Source organism: Undibacterium sp. 5I1, assembly GCF_034314085.1.
In the GTDB taxonomy this organism is placed as follows: domain Bacteria; phylum Pseudomonadota; class Gammaproteobacteria; order Burkholderiales; family Burkholderiaceae_D; genus Undibacterium.
The window spans coordinates 1616925-1635111 of sequence record NZ_JAVIWI010000001.1 but is presented as its reverse complement, the minus strand read 5'-3'; the positions used below and the strand labels follow the sequence as shown (position 1 = coordinate 1635111).

The following is an 18187-nucleotide window of genomic DNA, read 5'->3' as shown; positions in this document are numbered from 1 at the left end:
AAATAGAAAATTGAATATGGCAAGTACACTATATATACTATCACCGTCAAAAATCACTGTCCAAAATGGTAACGATTGGACGACTCAAGCTCGTCCATTTGCATTGGTTTCTAATAATGGCACAATAGAGCAACAAGGCCATCAAACGCTAGTTCAATTAAAAACTATGATTAGCATGGCGCGCCAAGTCATATTGTTGTTGGCCGCTAGCGACGTAAGTGTGTTGCAAGCTAAAGTGCCACCAATGTCAGCCGCAAAACTGCGCCAGTCTTTACCAAATTTATTAGAAGATCAGTTGGCAACCGATGCTTCAGATGTAATTCTGCAATCGACTATGGTCATTAATGGCATGTGCTCAGTTGCTGTGGTTGACAAAAGTTGGATGGAGTCACTTGCCAAAAGTATGCTGCAACTTGGTGCAAAAAAAATCTCTGCATACCCCGTGCAAATGGCGATGGAGCACAACAACGATAGTGCCACCGTCATGTACGAACAAGATGGCAATATGCTGGAGTTTGCAGCCTGCTGCCTTGACGGTAATTTTTTAGGTTTAGGTTTGAGTGTTGACGAGATAGCTCAGCGCTCTGATGTGAATGAGAAATTGGACGTTGAGCTAAACACGGTTTTACAGACTTTGAAGTTATTTCTGTCAGAAGATAGTGTTGTTGTTTATCTTGAGCCTAAAAAAATAGAGGCTTATCAACAAGCCATACAAAAAGATATAGAGCTTGCCCAGAGAATTACCTTGCAGCCAATTCAATGGAAAAACCGGATTGCTGGTCTGACTCCGGCCAGCCCAGATCTGATGGCCGGCGTAGCTTTGGCAAATCCGTCGGCGATTGATTTGTTTGCATGGCGTTGGCCAATAGGTTTAGCTGCTGCGGTTCTAATCATCAATTTGATTGGCATAAATTTTGAGTGGTTTTCGCTCAAGCGCGAGGCTCAGCAACTGAGTTCGTCACTAGTGCAATCTTATCGTGCCGCTTATCCTAAAGAAACCGTCATCATTGATCCGCTAGCGCAAATGCAGCAAAAAATCAGTTTATCTAAAAAACTAGCTGGACAATCGGTGCCAGACGATTTTGTTGTTCTCGCTGCCCAGTTCTCTCAAATATGGGACAGAATCAGTGGTGCTTCCCCAGGAGCTAGCGTGCTCAGTATGGAATACCGCGAACATAGTTTGTTTATAAAAACACGCTCGTTTAATCAGCAGGATCAGCTTAAAGCTGCGTTACAAGAGCAATCTTTGACTTTAGTATCCTCTAAAGATGGTTTGTTACAGGTCAAGACTGGTCTTAGTCTTGATGCTAAAAACAATACTGCCGCAAACTCAGGGGGCTTGAAATGAAAAACTCGATGCTGGTAGAAAGCTTATCTTTGTTTTGGCAGCAGCGTGTGCCGCGGGAGCGCTGGATGTTGTCGTTAGCCTTGCTTGCGATAGTTTGTGCTTTAATTTATGTGATTGGCATTAATCCCGCTTTATCAGGTAAGCAGAGTTTACAAAAAGCCATACCGCAATTAAGACAGCAAGTTGCAGAAATGGATTTAATGAGTAAGCAAAGCGCGCAACTCGGCAACGCTATGTCTGAAAATATAGATACTGTGTCGCGTGAATCGATTGAGACATCTTTGGCTCGCCGTAGCATTAAAGCGCAAAATTTATCTGTGAATGACGATGTTGTCAGATTTCAGATTGCTACCGTTGCCTATGCCAATTTGATGGAATGGTTACTCGAAGCGCAAAAATCAACGAGATTAACGGTCGAAGAAGCGAAGTTAGCAGCGTTGCCAGAGAGTGGTCAGGTCAGTGTAACGATCACCTTAAAGCAGCAAAAGAATAATCTCTGATATGTTTAAGATTAGTCGATTGCTTTGGGTTTTTGCAGCTATTCTCAGCATGGTATTTACAGTGTTAATTTTTTTGCCGGCAAGTTGGTTAGCTCTGTTGGTTGAGAAGCAAACGATGGGACGTATTAGTTTAGGGGATGCCCAAGGTAGTTTTTGGCGCGGCTCTGCATTTATTGGAGGGGCTCCGAATGGAAATGCTCCGCTAACTCCCTTGCTTCCAGGACGTTTTACCTGGCGTATTTCACCCTCAATAATATTGGGGCAGCTTGATATAAATTTGGATAATCCGACATCTTTATCTCAAGCTATAAAATTAGAAGGTAATCTGGGTCAATGGAGCGTTAGTGGTTCAAGTTTGATTGTGCCGCCGGAGCGGTTGGAGGGGCTGGGAGCTCCGTTAAATACGATAGGTCCGTCCGGTCAATTGCGTTTGTCTTGGAATAGTTTGCAGTTCATAAGACAGGGCGTGAAATTGGATATTATTGGCACCATGCGTTTAGAAATGAATGAAATGGCGTCGCGTTTATCACCCATAAAACCATTAGGTAGTTATTTGCTGACGATGGATTGGAAAGGCTCTACAGCGAACATTACATTGACCAGTATCAAGGGACCAATGTTGCTAAGTGGAGCGGGGAATTTGCATGATGGACATATGCAATTTTCTGGGCGGGCAATGGCAGAGGCAGGGCAAGAAGACAGGTTGGCAAATTTATTGAATTTGCTTGGACAGCGCCGTAGGGACGGCAATAAAGATGTGATAGCGTTAGAGTTCAAATGAGAAAAAATCTATTGAAAGTAAGATCTGCCATGAGCGTATCAGTACAGAATGTGTTGCATCCCCAACAGAGTCGGCAAACTAATTTGAAGCGATTGCCGATAGCCGCATTCATAACGGCCGCCTGTTTTACGCTAAGTTTGTGTCCCGCGTATGCGCAAGATCCATCGCAAAATACTGCTGCGCTTAATTTTGTCGGCGCAGATATTGAGTCTGTGATCAAGGCAATTGGTCACTATACTGGTGTGACATTTATTATCGATCCACGAGTAAAGGGACAAATTAACTTAGTCTCCGAAAAGCCTTTAAGTAAGGATCAGGCGTTCAAACTACTGACTTCTAGTTTGCGCTTGCAGGGATATTCGGTAGTCACCGGGGACGGTTATACAAAAGTGGTTCCTGAGTCAGATGCCAAGTTGCAAGCGGGACCAATACAAGCTGAATCGCTAAAAGGTGATCAGATTGCTACTCAGATTTACCGCTTAAATTATGAGTCGGCAAATAATATCGTTACTGTTCTGCGTCCATTGATTTCACCCAATAACACGATCAATGCCAACCCTGGGAACAATTCCGTAGTTATTACAGATTACGCTGATAATTTAAAGCGTCTTACAAAAATAATTGGCGCATTAGATGTGCCCGCATCAAATGATGTCGACGTCATTCCAGTTAAAAATGCAATTGCTAGTGATATCGCAACGATGGTCACTCGTTTAACTGAAAGTGGTGGCGCATCTGCTGAAGGTGGAAAAGCTGTTCTGTTGGCAGATTCGCGTACTAACTCCATTATGATTAAAGCGCCTTCAGCAGCGCGAGCCAATTTAATCAAATCCTTAATCGCTAAATTGGATCAGCCGACTACTTTGCCAGGTAACGTGCATGTGGTTTATCTGAAGAACGCAGAGGCAGTGAAGTTAGCTCAAACCTTGCGTTCGATTATTACTCAAGACAGCTCATTGCCGTCCAGCGGAAATTCTTCTCTATCTTCAAGTAGTAACGGCGCGAGTTCTTTGGGTAGCAGCACTAACTCTAATGCTAGCCTTGGCGGGTCATCGACGAGTGGCTTATCCTCTGGATCGTCCACTGCTAGCTCTTCTCAAAGTAGCTTGTCGAGTGGTGGTGCAGGTGGTTTTATTCAGGCAGATGCAGCAACTAATACTTTGATTATTACTGCAAGTGAGACCGTTTATCGAAATTTGAGAACGATTATTGACCAGTTAGATGCACGCCGTGCCCAAGTATATGTTGAGGCTTTAATCGTTGAAATTAAAGCGAGTAAAGAGAACGATTTTGGTATTCAATGGTTGGGATTATCTGGTAATAGCAATAGCGATTATCGCGTTGGCGGCGGTACGTCATTTCAAACTACCACGAGCAATAACATTGGTGCGCTAATCGCAGGCAATGGATCGGCACTGCCTGGCGCTGGTTTGACCTTGGGATTGTTTAAACAGGTAAATGGCCAGCTTGGCTTAGGTGCGCTGGCGCATGCTCTTGAATCCAATGGCAATGGGAATGTTCTCTCAATTCCAACTTTGATTACTCTTGATAATGAAGAAGCGAAAATTATCGTTGGTCAAAACGTTCCCTTCATTACTGGTCAATATGCGACATCTGCTTCTGCTGGCGGTAGTGCTGGCGTAAATCCATTCACTACGGTGGAGCGTAAAGATGTGGGTTTGTCTTTAAAAGTCAAACCACAAATATCTGATGGTGGCTCAATCAGAATGTCGATTTATCAGGAAGTATCAAGCGTAGACAACACGACGACGAATAGTGCAGGTCTAATCACAAACAAGAGCGTGATCGAATCTAATGTGTTGGTCGATGATGGACAAATTATCGCACTTGGTGGTTTGATGAAAGACTCGATCGAAGATTCTAGCGAGGGCGTACCTCTGCTAAGTAATATTCCTGTACTAGGTAATTTATTCAAATATCAAACTAAGACCCGCGGTAAAACAAGTCTGATGATTTTTATACGGCCAGTCGTGATTCGTAATGCAGAACAAAGCGGCAATGTATCCTTGGATCGCTACGACTATATGCGTACGCAGATTGCCCCGGTAAAAGGAACTGATATGAATAGTCTGTTGCCGGAAATTGAAAAAGGTAAGTTATTTAAAACGCCTGTTGTAAATCCGGGTGATAAATCTGCGACGGAAAGCAAAGAGAGTAAATAACAGCATGCTAGAGAACCGATTATTGTCGTATGCGTATGCCCGTGACTTTTCAGTACTTGCTTGTCGTGATTTGAACGATTCAGCGGCATGTGTAGAACTAGCTGTATCCACCGAAACTAAACCTGCCGCTATTGCTGAAGTAGGGCGCCGTTTTGGCCGCGTTAAATTAAACGTGATGCCGCATGCAGACTTGCTGGAAATGATCGCCAGAACCTATGCAGGATCTGGCGGTGATGCTGCTGACGTAGTTGGTGAAGTAGAGTCTGATCTAGATTTGGCGAAGCTGATGCTGGATATGCCAGCGATTGAGGATTTGCTGGAGTCTGCCGATGATGCACCAGTCATTCGAATGATTAACGCTCTGCTGACGCAAGCATTGCGGGACGGTGCATCAGATATTCATATTGAGCCGTTTGAGCAAATTTCGATAGTGCGTTTTCGTATTGATGGTTCATTGCGTGATGTAGTGCGTCCGAAAAAAGCGATTCATGCCTCATTAGTATCGCGAATTAAAATCATGGCGCAGCTAGATATTGCCGAAAAGCGATTACCACAAGATGGACGTATTACTTTGCGTATTGGTGGTAAACCGGTTGATGTCCGCGTCTCCACCTTACCAACAGGGCATGGCGAACGCGCAGTATTACGTCTGCTTGATAAAGAGGCAGGTCGGTTAGATCTGAGTACCTTAGGGATGAGCCCCGATGTGCTGCCACAGTTTGATAAATTGATCGCGCAGCCACACGGTATCGTGCTGGTCACCGGGCCTACTGGCTCAGGTAAAACGACTACGCTGTATGCGGCATTGTCACGTTTAAATGCGGGTAAGACCAATATCCTGACAGTAGAAGATCCGATTGAATACGAACTTGCTGGCGTGGGACAAACTCAGGTTAATGCGCGTATTGATATGACGTTTGCCAAGGCACTTCGCGCTATCTTGCGACAAGATCCCGACGTCATCATGATCGGCGAGATTCGCGATTTAGAGACAGCGCAAATCGCGGTGCAAGCGTCGTTGACTGGGCATTTGGTGTTAGCGACTTTGCATACGAATGACTCTGCGGCAGCAGTCACTCGCTTGCTTGATATGGGCATAGAACCGTTCTTGCTGTCATCGTCTTTACTCGGTGTTATCGCACAACGATTAGTGCGTAAGCTCTGCACCCGTTGCAAACGTTTTGATGGTCAGGACTGGCATTCAGTCGGCTGTGAGCATTGTGGTCATACCGGGTATCAAGGACGAGTAGGGGTTTATGAATTGTTGCTGACGACAGAAGAAATTCGCTCGCAAATTCATCATCAGGCTTCCGAGGCAGAAGTCCGCACGGTAGCGCAGCGTGATGGCATGAAAACGATGCGTGAAGATGGCGATCGTTGGTTGACGGCAGGCGTTACCACCCGGGAAGAATTATTGCGAGTAACGAAAGAGTAAACCATCGTGCCAGCATTCAGATATGAAGCCATTGATCCAGATGGACTAAGCAAAAAAGGTGTGGTCAACGCAGATAGTGCGCGCGCAGCGCGTGCCGATTTGCGTAGCCAGAATTTTTTACCCATCACTGTTGAACTGATTGCCAATCAACTCGATGCGGAAGGTAAGAAGCGACGCAGTATTTTTGGCGAGCATTTATCTACAGTAGAACTTGCGCTATTTACCAGACAGTTAGCGAGCTTGTTAGAAGCAGGCTTACCCTTAGAGCAATCGTTGTCAGCCTTGTTAGAGCAATCAGAACGCAGTTATATCCGTGATTTGATTGCATCTATTCGCTCAGAAGTGATGGCCGGCGCGTCTCTGTCTGATGGTCTGAAACAGCATCCAAATGACTTTGCCGATATCTATTGCGCACTGGTTGCTTCCGGCGAGCAAATCGGTCATTTGTCGCGTGTATTATCGCGCTTGGCAGATTATATTGAGCGCCGCAATGCCTTGGTGCAAAAAGTCAAATTAGCCTTTACTTACCCGGCCATTGTCACGGTCGTTGCGTTTGCGATTGTGATATTTTTGTTGACCTATGTGGTGCCGCAGATCGTCTCTGTTTTTGCCAATACAAAACAAAAATTACCTTTCTTAACCGTGATGATGTTGGCGATATCTGATTTTGTGCGTAGCTATGGATTGTTCGTCGGAATCGTGATTGCAGTTGCGTTCTGGAGCTGGCGCATGGCGCTTAAGAATCCAGATGTCAAAATGCGCTGGCATACCTGGTTGTTAACGGCACCCTTATATGGCAAGTTTGAACGTAGTTTGAATACCTCACGCTTTGCCAGCACTCTGGCGATTACTACTGGCTCTGGCGTACCTATTTTGCGTGCTTTGCAAACCAGTCGGGAGACCTTGTCTAATGTCGCAATGCGCCAGCAAGTGGAAGATGCGACCGCCAGCGTACGTGAAGGTGTGGGCTTAGCGCGCGCGTTGTCAGCACATAAGCACTTTCCTCCTATGTTAATTCATATGATACGTGCAGGCGAAGTCACCGGTGAGCTGCCAGCGATGCTGGAGCGTGCATCTAATGCACAAGAACAGGATTTAGAGCGCCGTGCATTGACGATGGCAGGTCTGCTGGAACCCGCATTAATTCTGGCAATGGGTGTAGTTGTGCTACTGATTGTACTTGCCGTGTTGATGCCAATTATTGAAATTAATCAACTGGTTCGCTGACAACTTAATCACCAATATTGCAAACACTACCAAGCTATTGATCCTGACTAATCAGGCCAATTTATTGGGTAGATTAATCAAGGCGATTAACTTAGATGATTAACTAAGTTGAGTTATCTGCCATAAGCAAGGAATGAAATGAAGCGTGCCCCATTAATAGTCAGTTTTTTGATGTTTATTGCCTTATGTATGTCCCTTAGTTTTTGGGGTATCCATCTATTTAAACCGCAAGCACGTGCTGTAGCCGTACCGATGCAGTCTGCTGCATTTGAGCCAGGTGCTGGCCAGTGGGGTAGTGTATTTGGTCAAAGTCAAGTAGCACAAGCGGCTAGTAATTATCAATTAAAAGGCGTGATACTCGCTGTTCGACAAATAGAAAGTGTCGCCATCATCAGCGCCAATGGCAGGCCAGCTCAAGCTGTTGGGATTGATCAAGAGTTATCTCCAGGGGTCACGCTGAAGGCCGTTTATGATCAATATATTTTGATTTCTGAAAACGGTATTTCCAAGCGAGTTGAGCTGCCACCATCAGCAACTATTACCAGCGCACCGATCAGTCCAAATGGTGCTGCTACCATGGCTCCGCCAAATCCAATTGCGTTCCCATCAAACAGTCGTCAGGTTTTTAGTGGAAATAATCCTGGTATTTCTATTAGTGGTGGCGTACCTGTTTTAACGCCGCAACCAGCCTCTACACCAACGCCTCCAGATAATCAGCAATAACTGAAGATTAGTCTCAATACGGCTCAATCAGGCCGGTAAGTCTTCTAAGTCTATTAAGCCTATTAGTGAATACACTTCCTCAATTTTTACAAGATGCCTTGGCTCAGGCTCATCCATCCTGGCATCCAGCTTTGCACCAAGGTTTGGCCGCAGTAAAAGCGGCAGATCCAGAGTATTTGAGTAATCTGTCAGGCTCCCATTTTTTACCTACCGCGGGACGTTTATTTGCTGCATTTGCCATACCTATTGATGCGGTACGTTATGTGCTGGTAGGTGAGGGTCCTTATCCTCGGGAAGACAGTGCTACCGGATTTTGTTTTATGGATGGTGCCGTCACAGATTTATGGTCGCAAGAGACTGGCGGCGGCTTATCCAAAAAAGTGAATCGTGCAACATCGCTACGTAATTTCATCAAAATGTTATTGGTTACGGGCGGCTATTTGACGCTAGAAAACACTTCTATTTCTGCGGTTGCTGAGGTCGCAAGCAAAGCGAGAGCGACTGATTCTGTCTTCATTCAATCTCTGCCAGAGTTGCAAGATAATTTGCTCGCACAAGGATTTTTGTTATTGAATGCGTCATTGGTGTTTCGATCCGATGTTGCACCTGCCAAAGATGCAAAAGCCTGGCTGCCATTTCTTCAATCCATTTTTTTGGCATTGAACGATCAACAGCAAACGACAGTAAAGCCCACCATTCTGGTCTTATGGGGCAAAATTGCTGAACAGTTACAGCAGATGTCAGTGGTATCTTTATTTCAACAACAGATTGCTGAGCATCCGTACAACTTGTCATTTATTGGGAATAAAAATATGCAAGATTTTTTTGCCCCGATGAACTTGTTGCATAAACGTCTTGCATAAATACCTCTACTCATTCTGATCGTTAGCTAGATTTACCATTACGATAAATAACCGTAATAAAAATACTTAGGATACTGATTCAAATCTTCAATTGTGGAATAAACTAAGAACTGAAAATTTGTTGCTTTGTATCGCATAAAATTGCTTCAGTCTAAGCTACCGAAGATAAGGTCATCGCCAGTCGAGATAATCAGTGTAACTAAGATCAAACATGCTGAAAAAAATAGAAACTAATCAACTGCGAGTCGGAATGTACGTGCAGGAGTTATGCAGTTCCTGGATGGACACTCCATTTTGGCAAAAATCTTTTTTGCTAGAAGATCAAAATGTATTAAATAAGGTACTCAGCACAAAGATCAAAGAAGCTTGGATTGATACGATAAAAGGACTTGATGTTTTTCATCCCGCGGAAGATAGCGATGAAGAGCCTGAAGAAATTGTTGCAGAACCAACAGTTGCTAAACCAGTTGAGCCGGCTGAAGCCGTCCAGATGCAGTCGTTTAAAGAGATACGAAGTGTCTCAATGGATGAAGAGCTAGGACGTGCAGCAAAAATTGTTAGCAAATCGAAGCAAGCTGTTTTTTCGATGTTCCACGAGGCACGCATGGGCAATGCTGTTGATGTCGAGAATGCCTTGCCATTAGTTGAGGAAATTGCCTCTTCAGTCATGCGTAATTCTGGTGCTTTAATCGGCTTGGTTCGCCTCAAAACAAAAGACGATTACACCTACATGCATTCCATCGCGGTGTGTGCATTGATGATCGCGTTATCTAAGCAACTCGGGTTGAGTGATGCCGAAATACGCGATGCTGGTCTGGCCGGTTTATTACACGATATCGGCAAGATGATGGTTTCGTCTGATATTTTAAACAAGCCAGGCAAATTGACAGACGATGAATTTATATCGGTGAAGGAACATCCGGCAGCTGGTTATAAAATGTTGTTAGAGGTAAAGGGAATTAGCGACGTTGCTTTGGATGTTTGTCTGCATCATCACGAAAAAATGGACGGCAGTGGTTATCCCGATCGTTTATCGGGTGAGCAGATTAGCTTGTTTGCGCGTATGGGCGCTGTGTGCGATGTCTATGATGCCATCACATCTAATCGCCCCTATAAACAGGGCTGGTGCCCGGCGGAATCGTTGCGGAAAATGGCGGAGTGGAGCAAAGGTCATTTTGACGAAAAAATATTCCAGGCTTTCGTAAAAAGTATTGGCATCTTCCCAGTCGGAACATTAATCCGGCTGGAGTCTGGACGGCTTGGCGTGGTGGTCGAGCAGCAAGTCGGTAAGTCTTTGTTGTTACCTAAAGTGCGCGTTTTTTTCTCCATCAAATCTCTAGGTTATATTGTGCCGGAATTGATTGATTTAGCCCGGGCTGGTTCACAAGATAAAATTGTAGGCCGTGAGGATGCTAGTAAGTGGGGTTTAAAAGACATAAGTCGTTATTGGCTTGGTGATGCGACTTCCCCCACTGCTTGATTGGCATTTGAAAAGACGATTCTTAATGGTTGTTGCGACATGAATAAGCACTCATTTTGATTGCTTTTTTATTTGGATTGCTATTCAAGGTAAATATAATACTCATGATGAGTATATTTTAGTCGTCCAGAGATTAACTGGGCAATAAGGCATATTTTTTAAAAATATTGGGGAGTATATTGATTTTCGGCGTATTGAACTTGCGCTAGATTAAGCGGGGAATCTTATCCGTCTCTTTTATGATGGATGAGTTTTGCACAAGTTCTGCGTCGATATCTTTAATTAAGACTTACACAAAATTGTCCCAGTAAAGCGCAGCAACGAAGAAATTACTTTAGTGCTGCAAGAAGCTGGGCGGCTTTGCGTAAGTCTTATGCATGCAAAAAACTGAAAATTACTTCTCTGGCTGTATAACAACTTTGCCGGTAACTTTGCGAGCGGCTATATCGTTCAACGCAATCGCCGTATCTTTTAATGCATAGCGCCCAGAAATTCGTGGTTTGATTTTGCCTTCAGCTAACCAGCCAATTAATTCGCGCATTGCTGCCAGATTTGCTTTAGGTTCGCGTTTGGCAAATTCTCCCCAAAACACACCGACTAAAGAAGCACCTTTGAGCAGCGTTAAGTTTAATGGCAATTTCGGGATTTCACCATTTGCAAATCCCACGACCAGATAACGTCCGCGCCAAGCAATGGAGCGGAATGCAGGTTCTGCATAGATGCCACCAACCGGATCGTAAATAACATCTGGCCCTTTACCATCTGTTGCCGCTTTGATTGCCTCACGCAGGTCTTGTGTACTGTAGTTGATCGTCAGATCGGCGCCATGTTCTTTGCAAATAGCGAGCTTCTCATCGGACGAGGCCGCGGCGATTACGCGTGCCCCTAATGCTTTGCCGATTTCAATCGCTGCCAGGCCAACGCCACCGGCAGCGCCTAGCACCAACATCGTTTCTCCGGCTTTTAACTGAGCACGATCGACTACCGCGTGATGCGATGTGCCATAGGTGAGAGTAATCGCTGCTGCAGTATCGAAATCCATTCCAAGTGGCATAGGCATCACCGCTTGCGCAGGTGCTACGACCTGCTGTGCGAATGCGCTGTGACCGATGAAGGCAATTACTTTATCGCCGACCTTGATATTGCTGACTCCATCACCGACGGCCCTCACCACTCCAGACAATTCGCTGCCCGGGGTGAAAGGCAATTCTGGTTTAAATTGATATTTGTTTTGGATGATCAGAACATCTGGGAAGTTAACCCCGGCGGCTTTTACATCAATCACCACTTGTCCAGCGCTTGCAACAAGATCTGGCAACTCTTCTACGACCAAGGTATCTGGTAAACCCCATGCTTTGCAAAGTACGGCTTTCATGTATTTGTCTCCTCTTTAAAATAGTACGACCGTTTGATTTTGTGATTATGCCGCAAAAATCCGACGCTTGTCTCAAATTACAATGTTGCATCGGTTAAAATGTTTCTTATGAAAATCCTGATCAGTAATGACGATGGTTACCTCGCTCCTGGCATTGTCGCTTTGGCCGATGCTTTAGCATCTATTGCCGACATTGTCGTGGTCGCGCCTGACAGCAATCGCTCCGGTAGTTCTAACGCCTTGACATTGGATCGACCCTTGTCAGCTCAGCGCGCGTCGAACGGTTTTTATTTTGTGAATGGCACTCCCTCTGATTGCGTGCACATTGCGCTGACATCAATCATGCAGGAGAAGCCTGATTTGATCGTTTCTGGTATTAATCAGGGACAGAATATGGGGGACGATACTTTGTATTCCGGTACGGTAGCCGCCGCGACTGAGGGATATTTATTTGGCATACCCGCCATCGCTTTTTCGCAAGTCGATAAAGGATGGTCACATCTTGAGGATGCGGCAAAAATAGCACTGAACATGGTCAAGCAAGGTTTTACCGCGCTGCCCATACCCTATTTGTTGAATGTGAATATCCCTAATTTGCCTATGCCGGATATTAAAGGGATCCGTGCTGCGCGCCTGGGCAAGCGCCATATGTCCGAGCCTGTGATTAAAGCGCAAGATCCACATGGTCGTGTTATTTATTGGATAGGCCCACCAGGTAAAGCAAAAGAGGCAGGCGAAGGCACAGATTTTTTTGTGACAGCGCAAGGCTATGTATCGGTCACGCCTTTGCAAATTGATCTGACCAATACAAAACAACTATCGCAATTGCAAGACGATTTTGGTGTGGGTGAAGCATGACCAAAAATGAAAAACGTTTTCCCTTGCAATTGTCTTCCGTGATGGATAGCGCTAAGCAGCAAACGCATCGTCAATCTACTTCAGCGCATTTGGTAAAAACGGCGACACCCCAGACCGCGACGCAAAATGCCGCCAAACATGGAGCCACTAAACAAAATGCCGCAAAAAATTCGCTCCGGTCATCGTCGCTTAATCCTAATCCAACGACAAAATCTGATCAGACATCGTCCAGCGTAGTGAGCTCTCGTCCTTTAGTCTCGGACGGTGTGCGGCGTGCAATGGTGGCACGTGTTGCTCAGCAAGGTGTTAAAGATCGCTTAGTATTAGCTGCGCTGGAGGCAATTCCACGCCATCTTTTTATTGAGCCTGGTATGTCAAGTCAGGCCTATGTTGATGCTTCGCTTCCTATTGGGCATCACCAAACGATTTCACAGCCTTATATCGTGGCGCGCATGATAGAAATTATGCGTAATGATGGCAAACTCAATCGTGTTTTAGAAATCGGAACTGGCTGCGGCTATCAGGCTTCCGTATTGTCCTTGGTGGCAAAAGAGGTGTATTCGATTGAACGGATTAAAGCGCTGCACGAACTCGCTAAAAACAACCTGCGCCCCATGCGAATTGCGAATATTCGATTGCATTATGGCGATGGTATGTTGGGCTTGCCTCAAGTTGCGCCATTTGACGGTATCATCTTGGCTGCCGCAGGTATGGAAGTGCCAAAGGCATTATTGGAGCAGCTAGCAATTGGTGGCCGCCTGATCGCACCAGTGGGTGGCGCTAAACAAGTTTTACAATTAATTCAGCGTACCGCAAAACATGAGTGGCAAAGTTCGATACTTGAGCAATGTCATTTCGTCCCTTTACATCAAGGCGTCATCTAAATTTGATGAATCCATTATTTAATTAATTGAATCTGCAATGAGTATGAAGAAATTAAAGTTATTAATCACATTAGTCCCCGCAGTTGCTCTATCAGGTGTTATCACTGCGTGTAGTACCACGCCCAATAATGCCCCGGTGATTGATCGCGGAAGTGACAGCATAAAAGCAGACTCCAAAGGTGTTACGGACGTATCAAAAGTCGCGCCAAAACCAGCCGATACTCGCGGGACTTATGTTGTTAAGCGTGGTGATACTTTATTCAGAATTGCGTTAGACAATGGGCAAAGTTATAGCGATCTGGTCGCATGGAATAACTTAAAAAATCCTAATGACATTAAAGTAGATCAAGTTTTGCGCGTAGCGCCGCCAGATGGAACCGCCTCTGTGCAAACAGGCAGTGTCAACACCAGTGGCGTAGAAGTGAGATCGCTTACGGCGGCACCAATAAATCCATCAACCAATAAGACCAGTCCACGCGGTGATAAGCGTCCATATTCAGACGCCAATTTAGCTGAGCTACAAAAGCTTGATTCGACTGGTGCAGTGAGTCCTGCCACTCCGGTTGTTGCTAAATCAGATGTCGTGCCTCCGGCTGCGGTAGTTGCTGTTCCTAAGCGAGATAAACCAATTGACGCTGCAACTCCAGACAGCGATGTGGTGGATTGGATCTGGCCAGCAGAGGGGAAAGTAATCGCCGGATTTGATGATGCAAAAAATAAGGGCCTCGATATTTCAGGCAAACTGGGACAGAGTGTCATGGCTGCTGGCGCTGGCAAAGTAATGTATGCCGGTAACGGTATTCGTGGATATGGTAATCTTGTGATCATCAAGCATACAAGCACCTTGCTCTCTGCATATGCTCACAACAAAACCATTTTGGTCACTGAAGGACAGACTATTGCAAAAGGGCAGAGAATTGCCGAGATGGGTGATTCTGATAGTGATACTGTGAAGTTGCATTTTGAAATCAGGCAGCAAGGCAAGCCAGTTGATCCGTCTAAATTTTTGCCGCATCAGTAATTAGTAATCGGTTACTAGAAACAATGCTAGAGCCAACGCTAGAATCAAGAGCAATCATTATTTAATTTTGGTTAGAAAATAATTAGTCAGTAAGTTCAAAATAGGATAAGTCGTTTAACTCACACTATGCCCAATACTTCAACTAAACATCAACTGCAATCGCCTGAAACGGACGACGATCAAGATCAAGATGGTCTGGTTGATGCCAACGCTGAACGATCCAACTCATCAGATTTTTCTGAAGATGAGGTTGAAGAGGCTGAGGATGGGCAAAACGATAATCCGATTTCTTTAATCGTTGCTCCGATTGATGAGCTGAAAACAGTATTAGCCGCTGAGTTGTCGACCGATACGACGCAGCATTATCTGAATCAAATCGGCACTCGCCCATTGTTCTCTGTCGCAGAAGAATTGCACTATGCAACTTTGGCCAAGCAAGGTAATTTTGAAGCACGCCAAAAAATGATCGAGCACAATTTGCGGCTCGTCGTTTCCATCGCTAAGCATTACATCAATCGCGGCGTCGCCTTGCTCGATATGATAGAGGAGGGTAATCTGGGGTTGATGCATGCGATTGATAAGTTCGAGCCTGAGCGCGGCTTCCGTTTTTCGACTTACGCCACATGGTGGATACGCCAGAGTATTGAGCGCGCCATCATGAACCAAGCGCGCACTATCCGTTTGCCTGTGCACATGGTGCGTGAACTGAACCAGATTTTACGTGCCAAATATCATCTGGAATCACAGCAGCATGATGGTCGTGATGCTGCGCTAGAAGATATCGCCCATTTGGTCGACAGACCGCTGGATGAGGTGCAAGATATTCTTGCTTTGTCTGAGCATGCAACATCGCTCGATACGCCTCTGGATAATGATCCGCAATCTAGTTTGATGGACATGCTGCCAGGTGATAGCGATGACACACCGGATATTCGTGCAGAGCAGCATGAGATGACTATTTTGGTCAGAGATTGGTTGTCTAAGCTGCCGGACAAGCAACGTATCGTCATCGTGCGTAGGTTTGGCCTTGATAATGATGATCCCGCAACGCTAGAGACCTTGGCGGATGAAATGGGTATCACGCGTGAACGTGTGCGACAAATCCAGCAAGAGGCGCTGATTAAGCTCAAGCGATCCTTCTCGTCGCGCGGCGTAGAACGTGATGCACTACTGTGATTTACCTGACTGATGTGCTTTGGGCTGCACTGTAAGTAAGGTAATTTCTAGCTGGTTGTGAGCCTGCTCCCAAGTTTCTACGCGCTTTCTCCGTAGTTTCTCCTATAATCCCGTTTTCTGAATTAAACCTGATCGGCGTGATCTGTGCATCACGCCGCAATTATTATGAATACTATTAATATCCGTTCTTTCGACATGGACGCACGTGGCGTTGGTCATCTGGAAAATGAAGATGGCACTCCAGGAAAAGTTGTTTTTGTTGAAGGAGCTTTGCCAGGTGAGGTAGTTGGCTTCAGTACATTCAAAAAGAAGGCGACCTGGGAAGCTGCCAATATGACGCACTTGGTGCGCGAGTCGTCACAACGGGTTAAGCCTAAATGTGAATTTTTTGGCGTATGCGGCGGTTGCTCTATGCAGCACCTGGAGTCAAATGCACAAGTGGCGATGAAGCAGCGCGTGCTGGAAGATAATCTCTGGCATATTAGCAAGGTGAAAGCAGAGACGATGTTGCGACCGATTTATGGTCCGACTTGGGGCTACCGTTATCGCGCCCGGCTTTCTGTGCGTAATGTACATAAAAAAGGCATAGTCTTAGTCGGTTTTCATGAGAAAAAATCTCGCTATGTCGCCAATATGGAAACCTGCGAGATTTTACCGCCGCATGTGTCTGCAATGCTCATGCCATTGCGTGATCTGATTTCGTCTTTATCGATTATTGAGGCGTTACCACAAATCGAGCTAGCGATAGGCGAGGACGTAACCGCAATGGTATTACGCATCATGGAGGCACTGACTGCCGAGGATGAAGTAAAGCTGAAGGCTTTTGCAGATCAATATCAAGTCCAATGGTGGTTGCAAACCAAAGGGCCAGAAACAGCCACCCCGTTTTATCCAGAGCAAAGTGAATTGCATTATTTATTGCCCGAGTTTGGTATAAAAATGCCATTTAAGCCGACTGATTTTACTCAGGTTAATCATCATATCAATCGAGTTCTGGTCGAGCGTGCTCTGCGTTTGCTGGATGTGCAAAAAGACGAACGCATTGCCGACTTGTTCTGCGGTTTAGGCAATTTCACGCTGCCGATTGCAACTTTAGCAAAAGAAGTTGTGGGGATCGAGGGTAGCTCCACGTTGACAGAGCGGGCAATGGAGAATGCTCGTGCCAACGGATTAGAGGCGACGACTTCATTTGGTACGCGTAATTTGTTTGAAGTTACTGCGCAAGATTTCGTTGCCTTGGGTAAGTTTGATCGTTTTTTGGTCGATCCCCCACGCGATGGTGCGATGGCAGTTTGCCAAGCCCTGATCGATTTGGGCAGCTTAGCGCCAGAGTTGAAGCCTAAGCGTATTGTGTATGTGTCATGTAGTCCATCCACGCTAGCACGTGATGCTGGCATGTTGGTCAATCAGGCCGGCTATCGCTTGAGTTTTGCTGGCGTCGTCAATATGTTCCCACATACTTCTCACGTAGAATCGATGGCAGTTTTTGATTTGGATTAGTTTAATACTGGGCGGGTGTATTTAAAATTATCCATAGAAATGCTGGATAATACGGCTAATTATGCATATACTCCCCGTAATTCAGAAAAATTTCTAGATTAAATGTTGATTTAGTTAACCGGGCTGATCGTCGCATATACCATTTTGCAGTTTTTACACTCGCGTTTGGAGATAAACAACTGATCTGATTGGTGCTTTCGGCGACCAAGTACTTATTTAAAAATAATTCTTGCAAGTAATTGTCTTTATTGGCAACTTACCTCAGATTGGTCGCTTTTATGATAAAATAGAGGGTTAGACGAATTCTTGAAATTTTGTCTTAACCCTTTCATTTTATTGGAGTTTTTAGATGGCTATCGAACGTACATTGTCTATTATTAAGCCTGACGCAGTTGCAAAAAACGTTATCGGTCAAATTGTTAGCCGCTTTGAAGCTGCTGGCTTGAAAGTAGTCGCTGCCCGCTTGACGCAATTGTCCCGCGCTGAAGCAGAAGGTTTTTATGCAGTTCACGCTGCACGCCCATTCTTCAAAGATCTGGTTGATTTCATGATTTCTGGCCCAGTTTTTGTTCAAGCATTAGAAGGCGAAGGCGCGATTTTGAAAAATCGTGATCTGATGGGTGCAACAGATCCAAAGAAAGCAGAAAAAGGCACAATTCGTGCAGATTTCGCAGAATCAATCGACGCAAATGCAGTACACGGTTCCGATGCAGCTGAAACAGCCGCCATCGAAATCGCTTACTTCTTCCCAGCGTTGAACGTGTACTCACGTTAATCACAGTTTGTAATATCGTCTTGTTTTGATAGTGATACTTAAGCAGGATGTGAAGGAG

The 18187-nt window shown here is 45.3% G+C and carries 16 protein-coding genes; 15 read left to right on the top strand and 1 reads right to left on the bottom strand.

From position 1 onward, the window contains the following. Positions 1–16: 16 nt before the first annotated feature. The 9 genes from gspL to RGU72_RS07275 all read left to right on the top strand — a co-directional run bounded on the left by gspL (position 17) and on the right by RGU72_RS07275 (position 10540). Positions 17–1348, top strand: coding sequence for a type II secretion system protein GspL (gene gspL, locus RGU72_RS07315; protein WP_322119103.1), 1332 nt, complete (start codon positions 17–19; stop codon positions 1346–1348). Then, positions 1345–1848 (top strand): type II secretion system protein GspM, encoded by a 504-nt coding sequence (gene gspM, locus RGU72_RS07310; protein ID WP_322119102.1) that lies wholly within the window; start codon positions 1345–1347, stop codon positions 1846–1848. The genes gspL and gspM overlap by 4 nt, the downstream gene beginning before the upstream one ends. Position 1849: 1 nt before the next feature. Further along, complete coding sequence (locus RGU72_RS07305; protein WP_322119101.1) at positions 1850–2629, top strand: type II secretion system protein N; 780 nt, start codon at positions 1850–1852, stop codon at positions 2627–2629. Positions 2630–2658: 29 nt separating this feature from the next. Further along, on the top strand, positions 2659–4812 hold the full coding sequence (gspD, locus tag RGU72_RS07300) for a type II secretion system secretin GspD (RefSeq protein ID WP_322119100.1): 2154 nt from the start codon (positions 2659–2661) through the stop codon (positions 4810–4812). 4 nt (positions 4813–4816) lie between these two features. Then, the gene (gene gspE, locus RGU72_RS07295) at positions 4817–6247 is read left to right on the top strand and encodes a type II secretion system ATPase GspE (RefSeq protein ID WP_322119099.1); all 1431 of its coding nucleotides are present in this window, start codon (positions 4817–4819) and stop codon (positions 6245–6247) included. Positions 6248–6253: 6 nt separating this feature from the next. Beyond that, positions 6254–7474 (top strand): type II secretion system inner membrane protein GspF, encoded by a 1221-nt coding sequence (gene gspF / locus RGU72_RS07290; protein ID WP_322119098.1) that lies wholly within the window; start codon positions 6254–6256, stop codon positions 7472–7474. A gap of 138 nt (positions 7475–7612) precedes the next feature. Further along, positions 7613–8197 carry a type II secretion system protein N gene (locus RGU72_RS07285; protein ID WP_322119097.1) on the top strand — a complete coding sequence of 195 codons (585 nt, stop codon included), beginning with the start codon at positions 7613–7615 and terminating at the stop codon, positions 8195–8197. Between the two features lie 65 nt (positions 8198–8262). Beyond that, a complete protein-coding gene (locus RGU72_RS07280) occupies positions 8263–9060 on the top strand; it encodes a uracil-DNA glycosylase (RefSeq protein ID WP_322119096.1) in 798 nt (265 codons plus the stop codon). 211 nt (positions 9061–9271) lie between these two features. Further along, entirely contained in the window at positions 9272–10540 is a 1269-nt protein-coding gene (locus RGU72_RS07275; protein WP_322119095.1) for an HD-GYP domain-containing protein, read from the top strand. Between the two features lie 394 nt (positions 10541–10934). Here the strand turns inward: RGU72_RS07275 and RGU72_RS07270 are convergent, their stop codons facing one another. Next, a complete protein-coding gene (locus RGU72_RS07270; RefSeq protein WP_322119094.1) occupies positions 10935–11915 on the bottom strand; it encodes an NADPH:quinone oxidoreductase family protein in 981 nt (326 codons plus the stop codon). A 108-nt stretch (positions 11916–12023) separates the two neighbouring features. Between RGU72_RS07270 and surE the strand changes: the two genes are divergently transcribed. The 6 genes from surE (at position 12024) to ndk (ending at position 18129) form a co-directional block, all read left to right on the top strand. Next, the gene (gene surE / locus RGU72_RS07265) at positions 12024–12773 is read left to right on the top strand and encodes a 5'/3'-nucleotidase SurE (protein ID WP_322119093.1); all 750 of its coding nucleotides are present in this window, start codon (positions 12024–12026) and stop codon (positions 12771–12773) included. After that, entirely contained in the window at positions 12770–13657 is an 888-nt protein-coding gene (locus tag RGU72_RS07260) for a protein-L-isoaspartate(D-aspartate) O-methyltransferase (protein ID WP_322119092.1), read from the top strand. The genes surE and RGU72_RS07260 overlap by 4 nt, the downstream gene beginning before the upstream one ends. Before the next feature lie 43 nt (positions 13658–13700). Further along, a complete protein-coding gene (locus tag RGU72_RS07255; RefSeq protein ID WP_322121578.1) occupies positions 13701–14678 on the top strand; it encodes a peptidoglycan DD-metalloendopeptidase family protein in 978 nt (325 codons plus the stop codon). A gap of 126 nt (positions 14679–14804) precedes the next feature. Further along, on the top strand, positions 14805–15854 hold the full coding sequence (gene rpoS / locus RGU72_RS07250) for an RNA polymerase sigma factor RpoS (protein ID WP_322119091.1): 1050 nt from the start codon (positions 14805–14807) through the stop codon (positions 15852–15854). Between the two features lie 165 nt (positions 15855–16019). Then, positions 16020–17354 carry a 23S rRNA (uracil(1939)-C(5))-methyltransferase RlmD gene (gene rlmD, locus RGU72_RS07245; protein ID WP_322119090.1) on the top strand — a complete coding sequence of 445 codons (1335 nt, stop codon included), beginning with the start codon at positions 16020–16022 and terminating at the stop codon, positions 17352–17354. A gap of 349 nt (positions 17355–17703) precedes the next feature. Next, the gene (gene ndk, locus RGU72_RS07240) at positions 17704–18129 is read left to right on the top strand and encodes a nucleoside-diphosphate kinase (RefSeq protein ID WP_322119089.1); all 426 of its coding nucleotides are present in this window, start codon (positions 17704–17706) and stop codon (positions 18127–18129) included. The last annotated feature ends 58 nt before the right edge of the window (positions 18130–18187 follow it).